This is a genomic window from Streptomyces sp. S.PB5 (assembly GCF_030403745.1).
Lineage (GTDB): Bacteria > Actinomycetota > Actinomycetes > Streptomycetales > Streptomycetaceae > Streptomyces.
Genome location: NZ_JAQMWP010000001.1, coordinates 73966 through 95777, shown reverse-complemented (window position 1 = coordinate 95777; position 21812 = coordinate 73966). Strand labels below are relative to the sequence as shown.

The following is a 21812-nucleotide window of genomic DNA, read 5'->3' as shown; positions in this document are numbered from 1 at the left end:
CAGCGTTCCTCGCGGGAAACAGGGGTGATGCCGTCGGGTAACACCGGCATCGCACGCTCCTAGGCATGACCTCGAATACGCGTGTGGTGGTGATCGGCGCCGGGCTCGCGGGCGTCCGTCTCGCCCGGCGGCTCGGCGAGCTCGGTACGTCCGTGACGCTGATCGGCGAGGAGGAGCACCGCCCGTACAACCGGGTCCTGCTCGCCGAGGTGCTGGCCGGGCGGTACAGCCCCGACGTGATCGCGCTGCCCGCTCCCGCGGAGCTCACGCGCGGCCGGGTCACGGGCATCGACCGCGAGGTGCGAGCCGTACACCTCGCGGACGGCTCGAAGATCGCATACGACCGACTGGTTCTGGCCACCGGGTCGAACCCGGTGCTGCCGCCCCTGCGCGGACTGTTCACTCCTGATCACGAGCTGCCCGACGGCGTCCACGCCTTCCGGACCATGGACGACTGCCTCGGGCTGTCGAAGGCCGTGCGGCCGGGGGCCAAGGCGGTCGTCATCGGTGGCGGGCTCCTCGGTGTCTCCGCCGCCCGCGCGCTCGCCCAGCGCGGCGCCCAGGTGATCCTCGCCCAGCAGTCCGAGCGGCTCATGGAACGCCAGCTCGACCCGAACGCCTCGAAGCTCGTCCGGCGGCACCTGACCGGGCTCGGTGTCGAGGTCCACACCGAGTGCCGGGTGCGGGACGTGCACTGCGTCGGCGGCGCCGTCCGCTCGGTCGAGATGGCCGACGGCTACGCCCTCGACGCCGACCTGGTGGTCCTGGCCTGCGGGGTCCACCCCAAGGTCGGTCTCGCCCAGGTCGCGGGCCTTGAGGTCCGCAAGGGCATCGTCGTCGACGACGAGCTGCGCACGTCCGACCCGCACATCCACGCCATCGGCGACTGCGCCCAGCACCACGGCACCGTCTACGGACTCGCCACCCCGGCCCTCGAACAGGCCGAGGTGCTGGCCGAGTTGCTCGCCGGTCGGGCCAATGCCCGTTACACCGGTACCCGTTCGCTGACCCGGCTCACGCTGGCCGGTCAGACCGCCTTCGACCTCGCCGCGTTCGGGGAGACGGAGGCGCTTCCCGGCGACGACGTCGTCCAGCTCGCCGATGCCACCCGAGGCACCTACCGCAAGGTCGTCGTCCGCGACGACCGCCTGGTCGGCGGGGTCCTCGTCGGCGAACTCGGCACCGTCGGCGCGCTGGCGCGCGCCTGGGAGGGAGCAGAGCCGCTCCCCGACGACGGCCCCCTGCTCCACCTGCTCACCAACGATGGAGGCTCCTGATGACCGCCACCCCGGAGGCCACGGAGGCCACCCCCACGATCGTGCTCGTCGGCCACGGCATGGTCGGCCAGCGTTTTCTCGAGGCGCTCGCCGAGCGCGGCCTGACCGCCACGCACCGCGTGGTCGTGCTGTGCGAGGAGCCGCGTCCCGCGTACGACCGTGTCGCGCTCACCTCGTACTTCTCGGGCAAGACGCCCGAGGACCTGTCGATGACGGACATGGAGTTCATCGAGAAGCACGGCATCGAGCTGTACGTCGGTGACCCGGCCGAGGCCGTCGACCGCGCGGCGAAGAAGGTCACCGCCAGGTCCGGTCAGGTCTTCGACTACGACATCCTCGTGCTCGCCACGGGCTCGTTCCCGTTCGTGCCGCCCGTCCCCAACAAGGACGCCAAGGGCTGCTTCGTGTACCGCACGATCGAGGACCTCCTCGCCATCGAGGAGTACGCGAAGACGCGCACGACCGGTGCCGTGGTCGGCGGCGGTCTGCTCGGACTTGAGGCGGCCGGTGCGCTGAAGGGTCTCGGACTCACCTCCCACATCGTGGAGTTCGCGCCACGGCTGATGCCGGTGCAGGTCGACGAGGGCGGTGGCGCGGCGCTGCTGCGGACCATCCAGGACATGGGTCTGAGCGTCCACACAGGTGTGGGCACGCAGGAGATCGTGGTCGACGAGGACGGCGCCGTGACCGGCATGAAGCTGTCCGACGGCTCCGAACTCGCCACCGACCTGGTCGTGTTCAGCGCCGGTGTCCGCCCCCGCGACCAGCTGGCCCGCGCCTGCGGCCTCACGGTCGGCGAGCGCGGCGGCATCACGGTCGACGAGCAGTGCCGCACGGTGAGCGACCCCGCCGTCTTCGCCATCGGCGAGTGCGCGCTGGCCGCCGACGGCCGGGTGTACGGCCTGGTGGCGCCGGGTTACGAGCAGGCCGAGACGGCCGCCGCGACCATCGCCTCCGACGAGGCGGCCTTCCTGGGCGCCGACCTGTCGACCAAGCTCAAGCTGCTCGGCGTGGACGTGGCCTCCTTCGGTGACGCGCACGGCGCGACCGAGGGGTGCCTGGACGTCGTCTACTCCGACTCCCGTGCGGGCCTGTACAAGAAGCTGGTCATCGGACACGACGGCACGCTGCTCGGCGGCATCCTGGTCGGCGACGCGGAGGCGTACGGCACGCTGAAGGCGTTCACCGGCTCGGTCCCGCCGGTCTCCCCCGAGTCGCTGGTGCTGCCCGCCGGTGCCGGTGAGTCCGCCCAGCTCGGCCCGACCGCACTGCCGGACGACGCGATCATCTGCTCCTGCAACAACGTCCGCAAGGGCACGATCCGCGGGGCGGTCACCGAGCACCAGTGCACCACCGTGCCCGAGGTGAAGAAGTGCACCAAGGCCGGTACGACGTGCGGCAGTTGCGTCAAGGTCCTCGGCCAGCTGGTCACCGCCGAGCTGGAGGCGTCCGGCGTCGAGGTCGACAAGGGCCTGTGCGGCTGCTTCTCACAGACCCGCGAGGAGCTCTACGAGATCGTCCTCGCCCTGCGCATCAACACCTACCAGGACCTCCTGGACCGCTACGGCCGCGACGGCGCCAAGGGCGGCGACGGCTGCGAGGTCTGCAAGCCGGCGGTCGGCTCGATCATCGCCTCCCTCGCCCCGACGATCGGCGTGAGCGGCTATGTCCTGGAGGGCGAGCAGGCCTCGCTCCAGGACTCCAACGACCACTTCCTGGCCAACCTCCAGAAGAACGGCTCGTACTCGGTCGTCCCGCGCATCCCCGGCGGTGAGATCACCCCCGAGGGCCTGATCGTGATCGGTGAGATCGCCCGTGACTTCGGGCTCTACACGAAGATCACCGGCGGTCAGCGGATCGACATGTTCGGCGCCCGCGTCGAACAACTCCCGCTGATCTGGACCCGGTTGGTGGACGCCGGCTTCGAGTCCGGCCACGCGTACGGCAAGGCGCTGCGCACGGTGAAGTCGTGCGTCGGCCAGACCTGGTGCCGTTACGGCGTCCAGGACTCGGTCCGGATGGCGATCGACCTGGAGCTGCGCTACCGGGGCCTGCGCTCGCCGCACAAGCTCAAGTCGGCGGTGTCGGGCTGCGCCCGCGAGTGCGCGGAGGCCCAGTCGAAGGACTTCGGCGTCATCGCGACCTCCAACGGCTGGAACCTGTACGTCGGCGGCAACGGCGGCGCCACCCCGCGCCACGCGGACCTGCTCGCGCAGGACCTCTCCGACGCCGAACTGATCAAGCTGATCGACCGGTTCCTGATGTTCTACATCCGCACCGCCGACCGTCTGGAGCGCACCTCGACCTGGCTGGAGCGGATCCCGGGCGGCCTGGACCACGTACGGGATGTCGTGGTCGACGACTCCCTCGGTATCTGCGAGGAGTTGGAGTCGCTGATGGCGGCCCATGTCGCGCACTACGCCGACGAGTGGGCGACCACCATCAACGACCCTGAGAAGCTCGCCCGGTTCGTCTCCTTCGTGAACGCGCCGGACACCCCCGACCCGGTCGTCGGCTTCGTCCCCGAGCGCGGCCAGATCAAGCCCGACCTGCCGCTGCTTTCCATCGGAATGCGCACCCCCGACAACCCTGCCGACGTCCTGGAAGGATCCGCCCAGCGATGACTCTCGCACCCGAGACCACCGACCTGAAGATCCAGCTGCGGCTCGGCGACGACTGGTTCACGGTCTGCGACCTGAACGTCCTGCTGCCGGGCCGCGGGGTGGCGGCCCTGCTGCCCGACGGCCGGCAGGCGGCCGTCTTCCGCGACCGCGGCGGCAGGCTGTACGCCGTCGACAACCGCGACCCGTTCGGCGGCGCGGCCGTCCTCTCGCGCGGCCTCACCGGCTCCCACCAGGGCCGCCCCTTCGTCGCCTCGCCACTCCTGAAGCAGCGCTTCGACCTGGAGACGGGCCAGTGCCTGGACGACGAGACGGTGCGCATCACGGCGTACGAGGTCCGCACGGCCTGACGCCACGGCATACGTCGGGTGGCCACGGACTGCGGGTCGTGAGGGCCGGCAGGGCCATATTGCTTGACTGATCGTTCCAGAAAAACCTAGGCTGCGGTACGTGGCCAGGACCAAGGAGTTCGATCCGGAGGCCGCGCTGCAGGCAGCCCTGGAGCTGTTCTGGCGGCGCGGCTACGAGGCGACGTCGATGTCCGACCTCGTCGAGCACCTCGGCATCGGCAGAGCCAGCATCTACGCGACCTTCGGCAACAAGCACGAGCTGTATCTGAAGGCGCTGCAGCGGTATCAGGAACGGCTCCCGGACCTGCTCGGAGAGCTGTCCCAGCCGGGCCCGGTACTGCCCGCCGTACGGGCGCTCGTACGACGGTACGCGGACGAGGCCGCGGCCGAACACCTGCGTCTGAACGGCTGTTTCATCACCAACACGGCGGCCGAGCTCGCCCCGCACGACCCGGCCGCCGCGCGGCAGGTCGAGCGGAACTGGGACCACGTCGAGACGGTGCTGCACTCGGCACTGGTCCGGGCCCGGGCACAGGGCGAGCTGCCGGCCGAGCGTGATCCGCTCACCCTCGCGCGCATGCTCCTGGTGCTGCTGCAGGGCCTCAAGGTGGTGGGCAAGGCGTCACCGGACCCGGCGCGGGTGCGGGACGCGGCGGAACAGGCGCTGGCACTGCTGGACTGAGCTTTTCCGGGTGGCGCTTTTCATTTGCCGCCATACTGAACCGATCGGTCAAGAACAAGGGGAGATCATGACCAGGACCCGTTTCACCGACAGGACCGTCCTCGTGACCGGCGCCGGATCCGGGATCGGCCGTACCGTCGCCCTGGCGTTCGCCGCCGAGGGGGCGCAGGTGGTCGTGGCCGGACGCCGCCGGGAGCCACTGGACGAGACCGTCCGGCTGATCGAGGAGGCGGGCGGCAAGGCGCTGGCGGTGACCGCGGACGTCACCCGTGCCGCCGAGGTGCGGGGCGTGGTCGAAGCCGCCGTGGACCGGTTCGGCTCGCTCGACGTGGCGGTCAACAACGCGGGCGTCTTCCTCGGCGGACAGCCGCTGGCCGACCTCCCGGAGGCCGACTGGCACGAGCAGCTCGCCATCAACGTCACGGGCGTCTTCCTCGCCCTCCAGGCCGAGATCCGTCAGATGCGGACCCAGCCCTCCGGCGGCGCGATCGTCAACATCGCCTCCGTCTTCGGGACCCATATGCGCCACCCCGGCGCCACCGCCTACGCCGCCACCAAGGCCGCCGTCTCCGTCCTCACCCAGGGCGCCGCCCGCGACCACATCGGCGACGGCGTCCGTGTCAACGCGGTCAGCCCCGGCCCCGTCGAGACCGAGATGTCCCTGCTCCCCGGCGAGACGGAGGCCCAGCGCGCCGAACGCATGGAAGGCTCCGTGCCGCTCGGCCGCGCCTCCTCCACGGCCGAGATCGCCGCCGCCGTCCTCTATCTGGCCTCGGACGACGCCTCCTCCGTGGTGGGCACCGACCTGGTGGTGGACAGCGGCAAGACGGCCTGACCGCCCGGGACGGCCGACGGAAACCGGCCGCAGGGACCGGGGTGTCACACCTTCAGCATGTCGTACGACACCCCGGTGAGCTGCTCGGAGGCGGCCCAAAGGCGTTCCGCCGCGCGGTCGTTGCGGGTCCAGGGGGCTCGCCAGGACGGGCCCGGTGAACCGCGCCAGCCGCCGAAGGAGGGGCCTGTGAAGGAATCGGGGGACACGTCGGGGGCGGTGGCGGCGTAGAGGGTGGGCAGCGCGCCCGCCTCCGCGGACTGGGCGAAGAAGCGGTTGCCTACCGCCATGAAGCGCTCGGTGAAGCGGCGGCCCGCCATACGGGGTCCGGCCGACTGGAGGTTGGTGGCGGCATATCCGGGGTGGGCCGCCGCCGCGATCGTGTCGGAGCCGTTCGCCGCGAGCCTGCGGGCCAGTTCGTGGACGAAGAGGAGGTTGGCGGTCTTGGAGCGGGCGTAGGCGACCCAACGCCGGTACCGGCGCTCGCTGTTGAGGTCGTCGATGTCGAGGTTGGCCATCGCGTGCGCCGTGCTGGAGACGGACACCACCCGAGCGCCCGGGGTGCCGAGCAGCACCGGCATCAGCAGTCCGGTGAGGGCGAAATGACCGAGGTGGTTGACGCCGAACTGCGTCTCGAAGCCGTCCGCCGTGGTGCCGTACGGCAGCGCCATCACGCCCGCGTTGTTGATCAGGAGATCGAGATGGCCGTACGGGAAGGCCTGCGCGAACTCCCGCACGGAGGCCAGGTCCCCCAGGTCCAGCCGGGCGAACTCCACGTCCGCGCCCGGCACTTCGGTGACCAGCCGGTCCCCCGCCTCCGTACCGCGCGTCTCGCTGCGGCAGGCGAGCACCACGCGGGCGCCCTTGCGGGCCAGCTCGCGTGCGGTGACGTAGCCGATGCCGCTGTTGGCTCCGGTGACCACGGCGGTGCGGCCGTGCTGGTCGGGGATGTTCTTCTCGTTCCAGCCGGAGGACATGGCCGGGCTCCTTCCCGCCGCTGCGGCGCTTTTCGCAAGCGTGCTCGCTCTGTGCCGTGCCGTCGACCGGACGCGCCGCCTCCGTTTCCAGCTCCGGCATGCCGGTCGGACCGGCGTCACGCTGGGGGAAGAGCCGGTCCGGTACCCGTTCATGACCTGGCCATGACATGTCCACCAAGCTCCCCTAGGTTGCCACCCGCACGCTCCCGCCCCCGACCGGTGGCGGGACGGTCACGGCCCTCTTGGAGCGACAGTGGAACGTCGTACCTTCCTCCGCGCGACCGCCATCGGCGGCACCTCCGCCGTCCTCGGCGGCACCCTGTGGCGCGGCGCCGCGTACGCCGCACCGGCCCAGCCCGGCACCGGCCCCTACGGGGCGCTCGGCGCAGCGGACGCCAACGGCATCAGACTCCCGTCGGGCTTCACCAGCCGGGTCATCGCCCGCTCGGGCCAGACGGTCGCGGGGACGTCGTACACCTGGCACAACGCCCCGGACGGCGGCGCCTGCTACGCGGACGGCACGGGCTGGATCTATGTGTCGAACTCGGAGATCAACCCCTCGGGCGGCGCGAGCGCGGTGCGGTTCTCGTCGAGCGGCACGGTCACCTCGGCGTACCGCATCCTGTCGGGCACCCGGCAGAACTGCGCGGGCGGCAGGACTCCTTGGAACACCTGGCTGTCCTGCGAGGAGGTGTCGCTGGGCTACGTCTACGAGACGGACCCGTGGGGTGTGAACGCGGCGGTGCAGCGGCCGGCGATGGGCCGCTTCAAGCACGAGGCCGCGGCGGCCGACCCGGTCCGCCAGGTCATCTATCTGACCGAGGACGAGTCCAACGGCCGCTTCTACCGCTTCATTCCCACGACTTGGGGCGACCTGTCCTCCGGCACCCTCCAGGTGATGGTCGCGGGCACGGCCACCTCCGGCTCCTACACCTGGACGACGGTCCCCGACCCGGACGGCTCCCCCACCTCGACCCGCACCCAGGTCTCCGGCTCCAAGTCCTTCAACGGCGGCGAGGGTTGCTACTACGCCGACGACAAGGTCTGGTTCACGACGAAGGGCGACAACCGGGTCTGGCAGCTCAACCTGACGTCGAACACGTACGAGTTGGCGTACGACGACTCCCTGGTGACCTCGGGATCGGCCCCGCTGACGGGCGTCGACAACATCACGGGTACGGCTTCCGGCGACCTGTACGTGGCCGAGGACGGCGGCAGCATGGACATCTGCCTGATCACCCCGGACGACGTGGTCGCCCCCTTCCTCCGCATCGACGGCCAGTCCTCCTCGGAGATCACGGGCCCGGCGTTCTCCCCGGACGGTTCCCGGCTGTACTTCTCCAGCCAGCGGGGGACGACGGGGAGTTCATCGGGCGGGATCACCTATGAGGTGAGGGGGCCGTTCCGGGCGTCGGCATAGGCGACGGCGGTGTCGGCTGCGGCAGTTGACGGTTCAGGTCGGCGTGAAGGGGTCACCCACTGCTGCCACTGGGACCACAACCCCACCACGCGCGACCGGAGTTGAGCGCTCACTGCACGCAAACGCCCGGTCACGTCACGTTCGCATCACGGCTCCTTCACACTGCCGCCATCACCGTGGCCCCCCACTACGTTCGGCACCTCATAGCACCACGAACGTGGAAGGACCCGCCGTGAACCTGCTCCGCAAGCCCGGCGCCATCGCCGTCGCCGCGCTGGCCCTCGCCGTACTCCCCTCGGCCGCCGAGGCCCACGACGGCAGCCACCCGTTCGTCAACTGCACGGACGCCTACGAGAACGGCTATGCCAACATCCCCAAGGGCAACGAGCACTACGGCACCCACCTGGACCGCGACGGCGACGGCATCGGCTGCGACAGCCCGCCCGCCGGCTTCGAACCGGCCGCGGACGAGGAGGCCGCCACCACCGACGAGAACGGCACCGACCTCGCCGAAACCGGCGGCGAGGACATCACCCCGTACATCGCGGCCGGCGGCATGTCCGTCCTCCTCGCCGGAACGGCCCTGACGGTCTTCATGAACCGTCGACGCGCCGCGCGTTGAGGCGGGGCACACGCGAGAGGGCGGCACCTCCGCACAAGGTGCCGCCCTCTTTCGTGATCCGGAACCGCCGCCCATCGGTCTTGAGGGTCGGGGACAGGCGGCGGCTCCGGCGTCTGTGGATGGGTCAGCGGTGGTCGCTGCCCGTCGACTCCGAGGCCGCGCGGCCCGCTTCCAGGCGGGCGACCGGGATGCGGAACGGCGAGCAGGAGACGTAGTCGAGGCCGACCTCGTGGAAGAAGTGGACGGACTCCGGGTCGCCGCCGTGTTCGCCGCAGACGCCGAGCTTCAGGTCGGGGCGGGTCCTGCGACCCGCCTCGGCGGCGAGCTTGACCAGCGAGCCGACGCCGTCCTTGTCGATCGTCTCGAAGGGCGACACCCCGAAGATGCCCTTCTCCAGGTACGCCGTGAAGAACGAGGCCTCCACGTCGTCCCGGCTGAAGCCCCACACCGTCTGGGTGAGGTCGTTCGTGCCGAAGGAGAAGAACTCCGCGGCCTCCGCGATCTGGCCCGCCGTCAGCGCGGCGCGCGGCAGCTCGATCATCGTGCCGATCGTCAGCTTGAGCTGCGCACCCGTCGCCGCCTCGACCTCCGCGATGACCTGGTCGGCCTCCTCGCGGACGATCTCCAGCTCCTGGACGGTGCCGACGAGCGGGATCATGATCTCCGCGCGCGGGTCGCCCTTCGCCGCCTTGCGCTCGGCGGCCGCCTCCGCGATCGCCCGCACCTGCATCGTGAACAGGCCGGGGATGACCAGGCCCAGACGCACACCTCGCAGACCCAGCATCGGGTTCTGCTCGTGCAGCCGGTGCACCGCCTGCAGCAGCCGCAGTTCGTTCTCGTGCGGCTCCTGGCGGGACTCGGCCAGCGCCACACGGACCGACAGCTCGGTGATGTCCGGCAGGAACTCGTGCAGCGGCGGGTCGAGGAGGCGGATCGTGACCGGGAGGCCGTCCATCGCGGCGAACAGCTCGACGAAGTCCTGCTTCTGGAGCGGGAGCAGCTCCTTCAGGGACTCCTCGCGCTCGGCCTCCGTGTCGGCCAGGATCAGGCGTTCCACCAGCTCGCGGCGGTCGCCCAGAAACATGTGCTCCGTACGGCACAGACCGATGCCCTGCGCGCCGAAGCGACGGGCCCGCAGCGCGTCCTCGGCGTTGTCCGCGTTGGCGCGGACGCGGAGTCGGCGCTTGCGGTCGGCGAAGGCCATGATCCGGTGGACCGCCTCGACCAGCTCGTCGGCGTCCTGGGCGCCGGCGTGCATCCGGCCCTCGAAGTACTCCACGACCGGGGACGGGACCACCGGGACCTCACCCAGGTAGACCTTGCCGGACGAACCGTCGATGGAGATGACGTCGCCTTCCTCGACCACGTGGCCACCGGGGACCGTCATCCGCCGGCGCTTGGTGTCGACCTCCAGCTCCTCGGCACCGCAGACACAGGTCTTGCCCATGCCGCGCGCCACGACCGCCGCGTGGGAGGTCTTGCCGCCCCGGCTGGTCAGGATGCCCTCCGCGGCGATCATGCCGTCGAGGTCGTCCGGGTTCGTCTCCCGGCGGACCAGGATCACCTTCTCGCCGGAGCGCGACCACTTCACCGCGGTGTACGAATCGAAGACCGCCTTGCCGACCGCCGCACCCGGCGAGGCCGCGATGCCCCGGCCGACCTGCTCGACCTTGGCGTCCTCGTCGAACTTGGGGAACATCAGCTGGGCGAGCTGGGCACCGGTGACGCGCTGCAGCGCCTCGGCCTCGTCGATCAGCCCCTGGTCGACCAGCTGGGTGGCGATACGGAAGGCGGCACCCGCCGTCCGCTTGCCCACGCGCGTCTGGAGCATCCACAGCTGACCGCGCTCGATCGTGAACTCGATGTCGCAGAGGTCCTTGTAGTGGTTCTCCAGGGTCTCCATGATCTGCATCAGCTGGTCGTACGACTTCTTGTCGATCGACTCCAGCTCCGCGAGCGGGACCGTGTTGCGGATACCGGCGACGACGTCCTCGCCCTGGGCGTTCTGGAGGTAGTCGCCGTAGACGCCCTGGTGGCCGGAGGCGGGGTCACGTGTGAAGGCGACGCCCGTGCCCGAGTCCGGACCCAGGTTGCCGAAGACCATGGAACAGACGTTGACGGCCGTGCCCAGGTCACCCGGGATGCGCTCCTGGCGGCGGTACAGCTTCGCGCGGTCCGTGTTCCACGAGTTGAAGACCGCCTCGATGGCGAGGTCCATCTGCTCGCGCGGGTCCTGCGGGAAGTCCCGGCCGGCCTCCTTCTTGACGATCTTCTTGAAGGCGGTGACCAGCTTCTTGAGGTCGGCGGCCTCCAGGTCGGTGTCGACCGAGACCTTCTTGGCCTCCTTGGCCCTGTCGAGGGCGTCCTCGAAGAGCTCGCCGTCGACGCCGAGGACCGTCTTGCCGAACATCTGGATGAGCCGGCGGTAGGAGTCCCACGCGAACCGCTCGTCGCCCGCCTGGTCGGCGAGGCCCTTCACGGACTTGTCGGAGAGCCCGATGTTGAGGACCGTGTCCATCATTCCCGGCATGGAGAACTTGGCGCCGGAGCGGACCGAGACGAGGAGCGGGTTGTCGGCCTGGCCGAGCTTCTTGCCCATCCGGGTCTCCAGGGCGTCGAGGTGCGCACTCACCTCGTCACGCAGTGCCGCCGGCTCCGCGCCGCTCTCCAGGTAGACCTTGCAGGCTTCCGTCGTGATGGTGAAGCCGGGGGGAACGGGAAGTCCCAGGTTGGTCATCTCGGCGAGGTTCGCGCCCTTGCCGCCCAGGAGGTCCTTGAGGTCCTTGTTTCCCTCGGTGAAGTCGTAAACGAACTTCGTTCCGTGGGGTTCTACGTTTTCCGACACGGTTCTCGACTCCCTCGAGGACTCCGGTGGCTGCCCTGACGACGGGGAACATACCCAGATCGAAGGCGTCTGGGGAGGTCCACTCGGGCGTCATGCGCCCGTAACCCGCCGTCCGCCAGCGGATCGAAAGTCAAAGCTTGGCAAGAAACCAAGCGCTTATGTGTTCAAGTCCTGAACGCAGGAATCTTCAAAGCGCGGCCATCTCGCTCATCTGAGCAGCTTTTCGCACGCCTGATTTCGATCGATGAACGATCAAGGGGTGGCACCGAGTGCCACCCCTTCCAGAAGTGCAGTCGCCCAAGATCCGCTCATCTGAGCGCAACCCTTATCAAGGGTGGCGAGAATCACGCTGCCACAGAGGCCCGGATTTCACCATGCGGACGGGTATCCGGACCGAAACATGCCCGTCACACACCAAGTGCGACCAGGCGTTCTTCCGCCCGCTCAGGGGCGTACAAGTACTCCACGACCAGCGCACCCGCCCCCACCAGCCCGGCCCGCTCCCCCAGCCGCGAGGTCACGACGTCCAGATGAGCGGTGGAGCGCGGCAGCGCCCGCTGGTAGAGCAGCTCCCGCACACCGGTGAGGAAGGGGGTTCCGGCCAAATCGCCCGCGATCATCAGAACCCCGGGGTTCAGCAGCGTCACGACGGTCGCGAGGACGTCCCCGACCTGCCGCCCGGCCTCCCGGGCGAGCGCGGCGGCCGCGGGATGACCGGACGTCAGCAGATCCCGCACATCCGAGCCGGAGGCGGCGGGCACCCCGGTCTCGGCCAGCTTCCGGGCGACGGCCCCGCCACTCGCGACGGCGGCCAGACAGCCGTACGAACCGCACCGGCACAGCGCGTCCGCGCCCACCCGGATATGGCCGATGTCCCCGGCGCCCCCGTCGATGCCCCGGTAGATCATGCCGTCGACGACGACCCCCGCCCCGATGCCGGTGGAGACCTTGACCAGCACGAACGCCGAGCAGTCGGCATGGCCGGTGCGCTGTTCGCCGTACGCCATGAGGTTGGCGTCGTTGTCGACGAGCACCGGGACCGCGGGCGCGCCCGTGTGCTCGGTGAAGGACCGGGCGAGGCGGCCTCTTATGTCGTAGCCGTCCCAGCCGGGCATCATCGGCGGCTGGACGACCCGGCCGGTCTCGCTGTCGACCGGGCCCGGCACCGCGAGCCCGATCCCGCAGACCTCGCCCGCCGCGTGCCCGGCCTTCTCCAGCAGTTCGGCGAACCAGCGGCCCAGCTCTCCGAGGACCGCGTCCGGCCCGTCCTCGACGAGGAGGGTGCCGCCGTGCTCGGCGAGGAGTTCGCCGGTGAGGGAGAGGACGGCCGCGCGGGCGTGCCGGGTGTCGAGGTCGGCGGCGAGGACGACGGCGTGGGCGTCGTCGAACTCCAGGGTGATCGAGGGGCGGCCGCCGAGCGGGGAGTCGACCGGACCGCCGGCGCCCTCGCGCAGCCAGCCCGCACGGAAGAGCCGGTCCAGGCGCTGGCCGACGGTGGCGCGGGAGAGACCGGTGGCCTGCTGGAGGGCGCCCCGAGTCGTGGCGCGTCCACTTCGCACCAGTTCGAGCAGTTCGCCGGCGCTGGCCTGAGCACGACCACTCATGCGCACCCCCTTGTGTTTCTCAAGCTTGCATTACATATTGAGTTTTGCGTGTTAAATAGACGTAACTCTACGGTGGCCTCGACCGAACCGGTCGGGCCGATACGTCTTCGGGGAGCCCCGAGTGGATCGCACTGCCCAGCTGACCTCCCGTGTCACGAGGTACCCGGTCGTATACGAACCGGACGTCACGACACATTCTCTGCACGTCAGAGCGGCCGAGGTACTGGAGGCCAACTGGACCGGCACCTCCACGGTGCCCTCGCGCAGCCTGTACCCGCACCAGTGGTCCTGGGACTCGGCGTTCATCGCGATCGGACAGCGGCACCTCTCGCCGCTGCGGGCACAGACGGAACTGGAGACACTGCTCGCCGCCCAGTGGGACGACGGGCGGATCCCGCACATCGTCTTCAACCCCTCCGTACCCCTCGACGCGTACTTCCCGAGCCCCGACTTCTGGCGCTCCTCGACCGCGGGGCGCGCTGCGGGCGCCCCGCGCACCGTACAGACCTCGGGCATCGTGCAGCCACCGGTCCACGCGCTCGCCGTGTGGCTGGTGCACTGCGCGGACCCGGGTCTGTCACGGGCGCGCGGCTTCCTCACCCGGATGTATCCCCGCCTCGCGGCCTGGCACCGCTATCTGCTGCACCGGCGGGACCTGGGCGGGGGCGGCCTCGCGTCGGTCGTGCACCCGTGGGAGCAGGGGATGGACAACAGCCCCTGCTGGGACACCCCCCTCAGCCGGGTCACGCCCGCCCCGGCGCGCTCCTTCCGGCGCGCCGACCTCGACCACGGGGCGGCGGAGGACCGGCCGACGGATCTGGACTACGGGCGGTATGTGCGGCTGGCGACGGACTACCGGGACAAGGGGTACGAGGACGGCTGGGGGGACTTCGCCGTGGAGGACCCCTCCTTCAACGCCCTGCTCATCGCCTCCGAGCACGCCCTCGCCCGGATCGCGCAGGAGCTCGGCGCGACCGGCACGGCCCGGCACGCCCGCGCGGAGCGGCTGACGGCGGCGCTGGTGGACCGGCTGTGGGACCCGGCGCAGGGCATGTTCTTCTGCCGGGACCTGCGGGGCGGGGGCCTGATCCCGGAGCGGTCCGTGTCCGGCCTCGTCCCGCTGCTGCTGCCGACGCTCCCCCGGGACATCGTCGAGGCCCTCGTCCGTACGACCGCCTCCAAGCACTTCGGGCTCGGCGGCTCGACCCGGCTCGTCCCCAGCTACGACCTGCTCGGCGAGGCCTTCGACCCGCACCGCTACTGGCGGGGGCCGGCCTGGTTCAACACGAGCTGGCTGCTGGAGCGGGGTCTGCGCACTCACGGCGAGCGGGGCCGCGCCGACGCACTGCGCCGGGCCGTCCTCGACCTCGCGGACAAGTCCGGGTTCGCCGAGTACGTCGACCCGTACACGGGCGAGGCCTGCGGGGCGACCGGCTTCGGCTGGACCGCCGCGCTCGCTCTCGACCTGCTGCACAGCAACACCTTCAAGGGAGGGGACCAGGAATGACGGACCGGCATCATCTGCTCGTGCACGGCGGGACGTTCGCGGCCGTGGGCGACGGCGGGGACATCAGCGGGGTGCGGGGCGGCAGCTCACCTTCCCCCGAGGGCTTATTCGTACGGGACGCCCGCCACCTCAGCCGCTGGCAGCTGACGGTCGACGGCGCCGTGCCCGAGGCCCTCACCCCCGTCGCCGACGGCGACGTCGCCCGCTGTGTCCTCGTCCCGCGCGGCGGCCGCCAGGAGCCGCCCGCCTGCACGATCTTCCGTGAACAGGCCGTCGGCGACGGCTCGTTCATCGAGTCCCTGCGCGTCACCAGCAACCGCCCGGTCCCGACCACGGTCCGCCTCGCGGTCACCGCCGACGCCGACTTCACCGACCAGTTCGAACTCCGCTCCGACTACCGCACCTACACGAAGATCGGAGCCACCCGCTCCCGCGAAGTCCTCGATGCGGGCGTCGAGTTCACCTACCAGCGCGGCGAATGGCGTTCCTGTACGACGGTGACGGCCGAGCCCGCTCCGGACGGCGTCGAGGAGACGGGCACCGGGGCCCGACGGCTGGTCTGGACACTGCAGTTGGAGCCGCACGGCACGGCGGAGCTGATGCTGCGGGTGATGGCCCGCCCGCACGGCGACAAGCGGGCGCTGCGGGTACCGCAGTCCCCGGCCGCGCTGAACGATCAACTGGTCCGTATGGAGGGCGAGTTCGTCGAGGGCGTCGCCTTCCCCACCGGGTGGCCCGAACTGGCCGCGGCCTGTGCCCGGGGGCTCGCCGACCTCGCCTCGCTCCAGGTCCCGGCGACCGGGCCGGACGGCGAGGAGCTGCGGGTGCCGGCGGCGGGGGCACCCTGGTTCCTGACGCTGCTGGGCCGCGACGCGCTGCTGACCTCGCTGTTCGCCCTCCCCTACCGCCCTCAGCTCGCCGCCGCCACGCTCCCCGCGCTCGCCGCGGCCCAGGCGACCGAGACCGGGCCGGACTCGGTGGCCCAGCCCGGCAAGATCGTGCACGAGGTGCGGCACGGAGAGCTGGCCCACTTCGGGCAGGTGCCCTACCGCCGCTACTACGGTTCGGTGGACGCGACGCCGCTGTTCCTGGTGCTGCTCGGGGCGTATGTCGAGCAGACCGGGGACGTCGAGCTGGCCCGGCGGCTGGAGCCCAACGCCCGGGCCGCGATCGGCTGGATGCTGGACCACGGCGGGCTGACCTCGCGCGGCTACCTCGTGTACCGGGCCGACCAGGGCGGGCTCGCCAACCAGAACTGGAAGGACTCCCCCGGCGCGATCTGCTGGGCCGACGGGACCCGGGCCAGCGGGGCGGTGATGGCGGCAGGGGCGCAGGGGTACGCGTACGACGCGCTGCGGCGGACCGCCGGGGTGGCGCGGTCGGTGTGGGGCGACGAGAAGTACGCCGCGCTCCTCGAACAGGCCGCGGGGGATCTTCGGGACCGGTTCCAGCGGGACTTCTGGATGCGGGACCTGTCGTTCCCCGCGCTGGCCCTGGACGGGGACGGGCGCCAGGTGGACGCGCTCGCGTCGGACGCCGGGCATCTGCTGTGGTCGGGGCTGCTCGACAAGGAGTACGGGGAGGCCGTGGGGCGGCGGCTGTTGGGGGCGGACTTCTTCTCGGGGTGGGGGGTCCGGACCGTGGCGGCCGGGCAGGGGGCGTACCACCCGCTGTCGTACCACCGGGGTTCCGTCTGGCCGCATGACAACGCCCTGATCACCCTGGGGCTGGCCCGGTACGGGCTGCACGACGAGGCTCGCGAGGTCGCGCACGCGCTGGTGGACGCGGCGACGGCCACGGGGCATCGGCTGCCGGAGGTCATCGCGGGGTACGGGCGGGACACGCATCCGGAGCCGGTGCCGTATCCGCATGCGTGTGTGCGGGAGTCCCGGTCGGCGGCGGCTCCCCTGGCACTGCTCACGGCGGTCGGCGGCGCCTAGGCGGCAGGAGGGGCCTGGAAGCCAACCGTTTGCTTGGTGTTTGCCCGGAGGTGTGAACAAGCGCGCGCGGGGTGCCGTACGGGAATGCGGCGGATCCGAGAGCTCATGTCGGATCCGCCGCCTCAGCGGGTCTCGTACGGAAGGGCCTTCGGGTGTCTGCCTCCACACGCACGCCTCAGTTGCCGGAAAGCACCGATGATGCGGCTCCGGAGGCACCGCCTGCCCGCCGTCGGCCCTTTGTGCGCTGGACCGTCACCGGGCTCGCCGCGCTCCTCGTCGTCGGCGCCCTGTTGCTGCCCAACGCCCTCTGGGCGCTGAAGCCGAACAGGTTCACGCGTATCCCCGTGGAGGCCGTCCTCGGGGCGGCCGTGGCGTTGTGGCTGCCTCGGCGGCCCCGGCTGGTCGCGGCCGTCGTGGCCGGGGTGGGGCTCGGGGTACTGACCATGCTGAACGTGCTCGACATGGGGTTCCGGGAGTATCTGGGGCGGGGGTTCAATCTCGTACTCGACTGGGAGTTGCTGGACGACGCCCAGGCGTATGTCGCGGACTCGATGGGCGGGACGTTCGCGGTGCTGGCGGCCGTCGGGGCCGTGGTGCTCGTGCTGCTGCTGATCGGGGTCATGGCGCTGGCCATGGTCCGGCTGAGCAACCTGCTCGCGTCGCACCGGGCGGTCGCCGCGCGGGGCACGCTGATCGCGGCCATGGCGTGGATCGTCTGTTACGCGCTCTCGCTGGAGATCGCGGGGATGCCGATCGCCTCCGACCGGGCCGCCGACGCGCTCAAGATGCAGGCGCGGCGGGTGGCGGACACCGTGCGGGACGAGGCGGCGTTCGCGAAGGAGGCCAAGTCCGACACGTTCGGGGCGACTCCGGGCAGTCAGCTGGTGCCGGATCTGCGGGGCAAGGACGTGATCTTCACGTTCATCGAGAGCTACGGCCGCAGTGCGGTGGAGGACCCGATCATGGCGCCGGGGGTGGACGCGACGCTGGACGCGCGGACCGAGGCGCTGGAGAAGGCCGGGTTCCGTGCCAAGAGCGGGTGGCTGACCTCGGCCACGTACGGGGGCAGCAGCTGGCTCGGGCACTCGACGTTTCTGTCCGGGCTGTGGATCGACAACCAGCAGCGGTATCGCACGGTGACCTCCGGGGACCATCTGACGCTCACCAAGGCGTTCCAGAAGACCGGGGCGTGGGACACCGTCGGGGTGATGCCGGGTATCCAGAAGGGCTGGCCGGAGGCGAAGTACTACGGGCTCGACAAGGTCTACAACGCCTTCCAACTCGGCTACCAGGGGCCGAAGTTCAGCTGGTCCACCATGCCCGACCAGTACGCGCTGGAGGCCTTCCAGCGGCTCGTGCACGGCAAGAAGCGGGACAAGCCGCTGATGTCGGAGGTCATCCTGACCTCCAGCCACCAGCCCTGGGCGCCGATCCCGAAGCTGGTGGGCTGGGACCAGCTGGGCGACGGGTCGGTCTTCGACGCGATCCAGAAGGCCGGCAAGAAGCCCGCCGACGTCGTCACCGACTCCGCCAAGTCCCGCGAGGAGTACGGCAAGTCGATCCAGTACTCGGTGACCGCCCTGACCCAGTGGCTGGAGCGGTACGGCACCGACGACACCGTGCTCGTCTTCCTCGGCGACCATCAGCCCATCGCCCGCGTGAGCGGTGACAAGGCCAGCCGTGACGTCCCGGTCTCCCTCGTGGCCAAGGATCCGAAGGTGCTGGACAGGATCGCCGGCTGGAACTGGACCGACGGCCTGAAGCCGGCCCCTGACGCCCCGGTCTGGAAGATGGACTCCTTCCGCGACCGCTTCCTGACGGCGTACGGTTCGACACCACATCCGTCGAAGGATTGAAGGCAGCGCACCGAATGCCTCGACCGAAAGACGTTCACCTTCAATTCATTGCAACGAACAGTCGAGGGTTGTTGCATTAGATTCGGGGCCATTGCAACGATTTCTCGCCATCTACCTGCGGAAACAAGAGTAATTGACGGCAACACTGTTGCTGGATCCATAAATGCAACGTAGCGTTTCCTTCATCAGAAACAACGATTCGAAGGAAACCGACATGCAGAAGTTCGACACCCCCGCCGCCATCTCCGCCCACCTCGACCTCGCCGCCGCGGACATCCGCCTCATCGCCTCCGACCGCACCGACACCACCGTCGAGGTCCTCCCCGCCGACGCCGCCAAGAGCCGCGACGTCAAGGCCGCCGAGCAGATCGAGGTCACCCACCACGCCGACGGCGTCCTGCGCATCTCCGCCCCGGCCGCCAAGAACCGCCTGCTGGGCGACTCCGGCACCGTCGCGGTCACCGTGCAACTGCCCGCCGGCTCCCGCATCCAGGCCAAGACCGCCAGCGGCACCCTCCAGAGCAAGGGCCGCCTCGGCGACGTCGTCTTCGAAGGCGCCCAAGGCACCGTCCACCTCGACGAGACCGCCGGCGCCCGCCTCACCCTGCAGGCCGGAGACATCACCCTCGGCCGCCTCGACGGCGACGCCGAACTCACCACCCACAAAGGCGACCTGACCGTCACCGAGGGCGTGCGCGGCACCCTCACCCTCCGCACCGAACAGGGCAACATCACCGTCGACGCCGCCCCCGGCACCGCCGCCACCCTCGACGCCGGCACCAGCCACGGCCGCACCCACAACTCGCTCAAGAACAGCGAGGGTTCCGCCGCCCGGCTCGACATCCACGCCACCACCGCCTACGGCGACATCACCGCCCGCAGCCTCTGAGCCCGCACACGCAACCCGGAAGGAGCGCGCAGCCATGTCCTTGACCCACAACAACCACGACGAAGGTCGCCCGGAGCTGCAGAAGGTCATCGAGGAGATCGTCGCTTCCGGTTTCACCGGGGTGACGTTGCGGGTGCACGACGAACGGGGCCACTGGGTCGGCAGCGCCGGGGTGGGTGAGCTGGGCAAGAGCGCCAAGCCGCCGGTCAATGGTCATGTCCGGATCGTCAGCAACACCAAGCCCTTCATCTCGACCATGGTGCTGCAGCTGGTCTCCGAGGGCAGATTCAAGCTGGACGACCCCGTGGCCGGCCTACTGCCCGAGTTCGGGTTCGACCGGCGGATCACGCTACGGATGCTGCTCCAGCACACCAGCGGGGTCTTCAACTTCACCGGCGAGTACTACGACGACGGGACGTCCGCGCCGGGGATCCCCGTCAAGGGCAAGGAGTGGGTGGACCTCCGGTTCAAGACCTACCGCCCGGAGGAACTCGTGCAGTTCGCGCTGGCCAGACCGGCACGGTTCGAACCGGGAACGGACTGGAGCTACTCCAACACCAACTACGTGATCCTCAGGCTGCTGATCGAGAAGGTCACCGGCCGCCGGGTCCCGGAGGAGTTGCACCGGCGGATCCTGCGGCCGCTGGGACTCAAGGGCACCCTGTCACCGACCACGCAGCCGAACATCCCCGAACCGCACGCCCACGGCTACTACCGGTACGAGGACGCCGGGGTGGAGAAGACGGTCGACGTCACCCAGCTGAACCCGTCGTGGGTCTCCAGCGCGGGCGACATGATCTCGACCACCCGGGACCTGCACACCTTCCTCTCCGCACTCCTGCGCGGCAAGCTCCTGCCCGCCCCGCTCCTGGCCGAGATGGGCAAGCCGCACCCCAAGGCGGGTTACGGACTGGGGCTGTTCGTCCAGGACACCGAGTGCGGCGGCATCGTCATCACCCACAACGGCGGCTTCGCGGGCCACGCGGCGCTGATGTACAGCACGCCCGACGGCGAAACCACCCTGACCGCCACGCTGAACTACGTGGACGACGCCGCCTCGTCCCTGGCGGTGCCCTTCCAGAACGCGACGAAGAACCTGGTCAACGCGGTGTTCTGCAACGGGTGAACGGAGAGGACAGGGAGGAAAGGGGGAAAAGGAGAACGACCGCACGACCCCGGACGGCTCAGCCGCCGGACGTGTCCAGCTCCGCGTCCTCACTGATCCCCGCGCAGTCGTACGGATCCTTGAGCCAACCGTCGGGCAGCACCACCCGGTTGTTGCCCGACGTACGGCCGCGGGGGCCGTCGGCGCCCTCCGGCCAGGGCTGGTCGAGGTCCAACTCGTCGAGGCCGGACCGGAGTTCCTCCAGCGAGGACGTGATGGCCAGGCGCTTGCGCATCTCGGAGCCGACCGCGAAGCCCTTGAGGTACCAGGCCACGTGCTTGCGGAAGTCGATGACACCGCGCGCCTCGTCGCCGATCCACTCACCGAGGAGCGTGGCGTGCCGGACCATGACGTCGGCGACCTCGCGGAGGGAGGGCCGCACGATGTCCTCCTTGCGCCCCTCGAAGACCGCGACCAGGTCCGAGAACAGCCACGGGCGGCCCAGGCAGCCGCGCCCCACGACCACTCCGTCGCAGCCCGTCTCCTCGACCATCCGCACCGCGTCCTCGGCCGACCAGATGTCGCCGTTGCCGAGGACGGGGATCTCCGGGACGTGCTCCTTCAGCCGGGCGATCGCCTCCCAGTCGGCGGTGCCGCCGTAGTGCTGGGCGGCGGTGCGGCCGTGCAGCGCGATCGCCGTCACCCCTTCCTCGACGGCGATACGGCCGGCGTCGAGGTAGGTGATGTGGTCGTCGTCGATGCCCTTGCGCATCTTCATCGTGACCGGGAGGTCCCCGGCCCCGCTGACCGCCTCGCGCAGGATCGCCCGCAGCAGGTTCCGCTTGTACGGCAGCGCCGAGCCGCCGCCCTTGCGGGTCACCTTCGGGACCGGGCAGCCGAAGTTCAGGTCGATGTGGTCGGCGAGGCCCTCCTCCGCGATCATGCGGACGGCCTTGCCGACGGTCGCCGGGTCCACGCCGTACAGCTGGATCGAGCGCGGCTTCTCGGTCGCGTCGAAGTGGATCAGCTGCATGGTCTTCTCGTTGCGCTCGACCAGCGCCCGCGTCGTGATCATCTCGCTGACGAACAGCCCCTTGCCGCCGCTGAACTCCCTGCACAGGGTGCGGAAGGGCGCGTTGGTGATCCCGGCCATGGGGGCCAGGACGACGGGGGGCAGGACGGTGTGCGGGCCGATCTGCAAGGGCGTGGCGGTCGTGGACATTCCCCCATTGTCGCGTACGGCGACCAGTGCCCGGCCCGAAGATCATGTATCGGTCATTAGTTA

16 protein-coding genes are annotated in these 21812 nt (G+C 70.3%); 12 read left to right on the top strand and 4 right to left on the bottom strand.

Annotation, left to right across the window (positions count from 1 at the left end; genetic code table 11):
- The first annotated feature begins 65 nt into the window (after positions 1–65).
- The 5 genes from PH203_RS00470 to PH203_RS00450 all read left to right on the top strand — a co-directional run bounded on the left by PH203_RS00470 (position 66) and on the right by PH203_RS00450 (position 5765).
- Positions 66–1277, top strand: a complete 1212-nt coding sequence (locus PH203_RS00470; RefSeq protein ID WP_289914764.1) for an FAD-dependent oxidoreductase — start codon at positions 66–68, stop codon at positions 1275–1277.
- Entirely contained in the window at positions 1277–3901 is a 2625-nt protein-coding gene (nirB, locus tag PH203_RS00465) for a nitrite reductase large subunit NirB (RefSeq protein ID WP_289914763.1), read from the top strand. Before PH203_RS00470 ends, nirB begins: the two co-directional genes overlap by 1 nt.
- Entirely contained in the window at positions 3898–4248 is a 351-nt protein-coding gene (nirD, locus tag PH203_RS00460) for a nitrite reductase small subunit NirD (RefSeq protein ID WP_289914761.1), read from the top strand. Before nirB ends, nirD begins: the two co-directional genes overlap by 4 nt.
- Before the next feature lie 100 nt (positions 4249–4348).
- Positions 4349–4930: a TetR/AcrR family transcriptional regulator gene (locus PH203_RS00455; protein WP_289914759.1), complete on the top strand. Its 582-nt coding sequence runs from the start codon at positions 4349–4351 to the stop codon at positions 4928–4930.
- Between the two features lie 67 nt (positions 4931–4997).
- Positions 4998–5765: a glucose 1-dehydrogenase gene (locus PH203_RS00450; protein WP_289914758.1), complete on the top strand. Its 768-nt coding sequence runs from the start codon at positions 4998–5000 to the stop codon at positions 5763–5765.
- A 44-nt stretch (positions 5766–5809) separates the two neighbouring features.
- Here PH203_RS00450 and PH203_RS00445 read toward each other — a convergent pair whose 3' ends face one another.
- The gene (locus tag PH203_RS00445; protein ID WP_289914756.1) at positions 5810–6739 is read right to left on the bottom strand and encodes an oxidoreductase; all 930 of its coding nucleotides are present in this window, start codon (positions 6737–6739) and stop codon (positions 5810–5812) included.
- 253 nt (positions 6740–6992) lie between these two features.
- Here PH203_RS00445 and PH203_RS00440 point away from each other — a divergent pair, with 253 nt between their 5' ends.
- A complete protein-coding gene (locus PH203_RS00440; RefSeq protein ID WP_289914754.1) occupies positions 6993–8159 on the top strand; it encodes an alkaline phosphatase PhoX in 1167 nt (388 codons plus the stop codon).
- Positions 8160–8391: 232 nt separating this feature from the next.
- Positions 8392–8781, top strand: coding sequence for an excalibur calcium-binding domain-containing protein (locus tag PH203_RS00435; protein ID WP_289914752.1), 390 nt, complete (start codon positions 8392–8394; stop codon positions 8779–8781).
- Between the two features lie 124 nt (positions 8782–8905).
- Here PH203_RS00435 and ppdK read toward each other — a convergent pair whose 3' ends face one another.
- A complete protein-coding gene (gene ppdK, locus PH203_RS00430) occupies positions 8906–11626 on the bottom strand; it encodes a pyruvate, phosphate dikinase (RefSeq protein ID WP_289914751.1) in 2721 nt (906 codons plus the stop codon).
- A 407-nt stretch (positions 11627–12033) separates the two neighbouring features.
- Positions 12034–13230 (bottom strand): ROK family protein, encoded by a 1197-nt coding sequence (locus tag PH203_RS00425; RefSeq protein ID WP_289914749.1) that lies wholly within the window; start codon positions 13228–13230, stop codon positions 12034–12036.
- 121 nt (positions 13231–13351) lie between these two features.
- Here PH203_RS00425 and PH203_RS00420 point away from each other — a divergent pair, with 121 nt between their 5' ends.
- The 5 genes from PH203_RS00420 (at position 13352) to PH203_RS00400 (ending at position 20548) form a co-directional block, all read left to right on the top strand.
- The gene (locus PH203_RS00420) at positions 13352–14737 is read left to right on the top strand and encodes a trehalase family glycosidase (RefSeq protein WP_289914748.1); all 1386 of its coding nucleotides are present in this window, start codon (positions 13352–13354) and stop codon (positions 14735–14737) included.
- On the top strand, positions 14734–16677 hold the full coding sequence (locus PH203_RS00415) for a glycogen debranching N-terminal domain-containing protein (protein WP_289914747.1): 1944 nt from the start codon (positions 14734–14736) through the stop codon (positions 16675–16677). Before PH203_RS00420 ends, PH203_RS00415 begins: the two co-directional genes overlap by 4 nt.
- Before the next feature lie 239 nt (positions 16678–16916).
- Positions 16917–18533 carry a CDP-alcohol phosphatidyltransferase gene (locus PH203_RS00410; RefSeq protein ID WP_289914746.1) on the top strand — a complete coding sequence of 539 codons (1617 nt, stop codon included), beginning with the start codon at positions 16917–16919 and terminating at the stop codon, positions 18531–18533.
- A 214-nt stretch (positions 18534–18747) separates the two neighbouring features.
- Positions 18748–19422 carry a DUF4097 family beta strand repeat-containing protein gene (locus PH203_RS00405; RefSeq protein WP_289914742.1) on the top strand — a complete coding sequence of 225 codons (675 nt, stop codon included), beginning with the start codon at positions 18748–18750 and terminating at the stop codon, positions 19420–19422.
- 34 nt (positions 19423–19456) lie between these two features.
- Positions 19457–20548 carry a serine hydrolase domain-containing protein gene (locus tag PH203_RS00400; RefSeq protein WP_289914740.1) on the top strand — a complete coding sequence of 364 codons (1092 nt, stop codon included), beginning with the start codon at positions 19457–19459 and terminating at the stop codon, positions 20546–20548.
- A gap of 58 nt (positions 20549–20606) precedes the next feature.
- Here PH203_RS00400 and dusB read toward each other — a convergent pair whose 3' ends face one another.
- A complete protein-coding gene (gene dusB, locus PH203_RS00395) occupies positions 20607–21749 on the bottom strand; it encodes a tRNA dihydrouridine synthase DusB (protein ID WP_289914739.1) in 1143 nt (380 codons plus the stop codon).
- Positions 21750–21812: the final 63 nt, after the last annotated feature.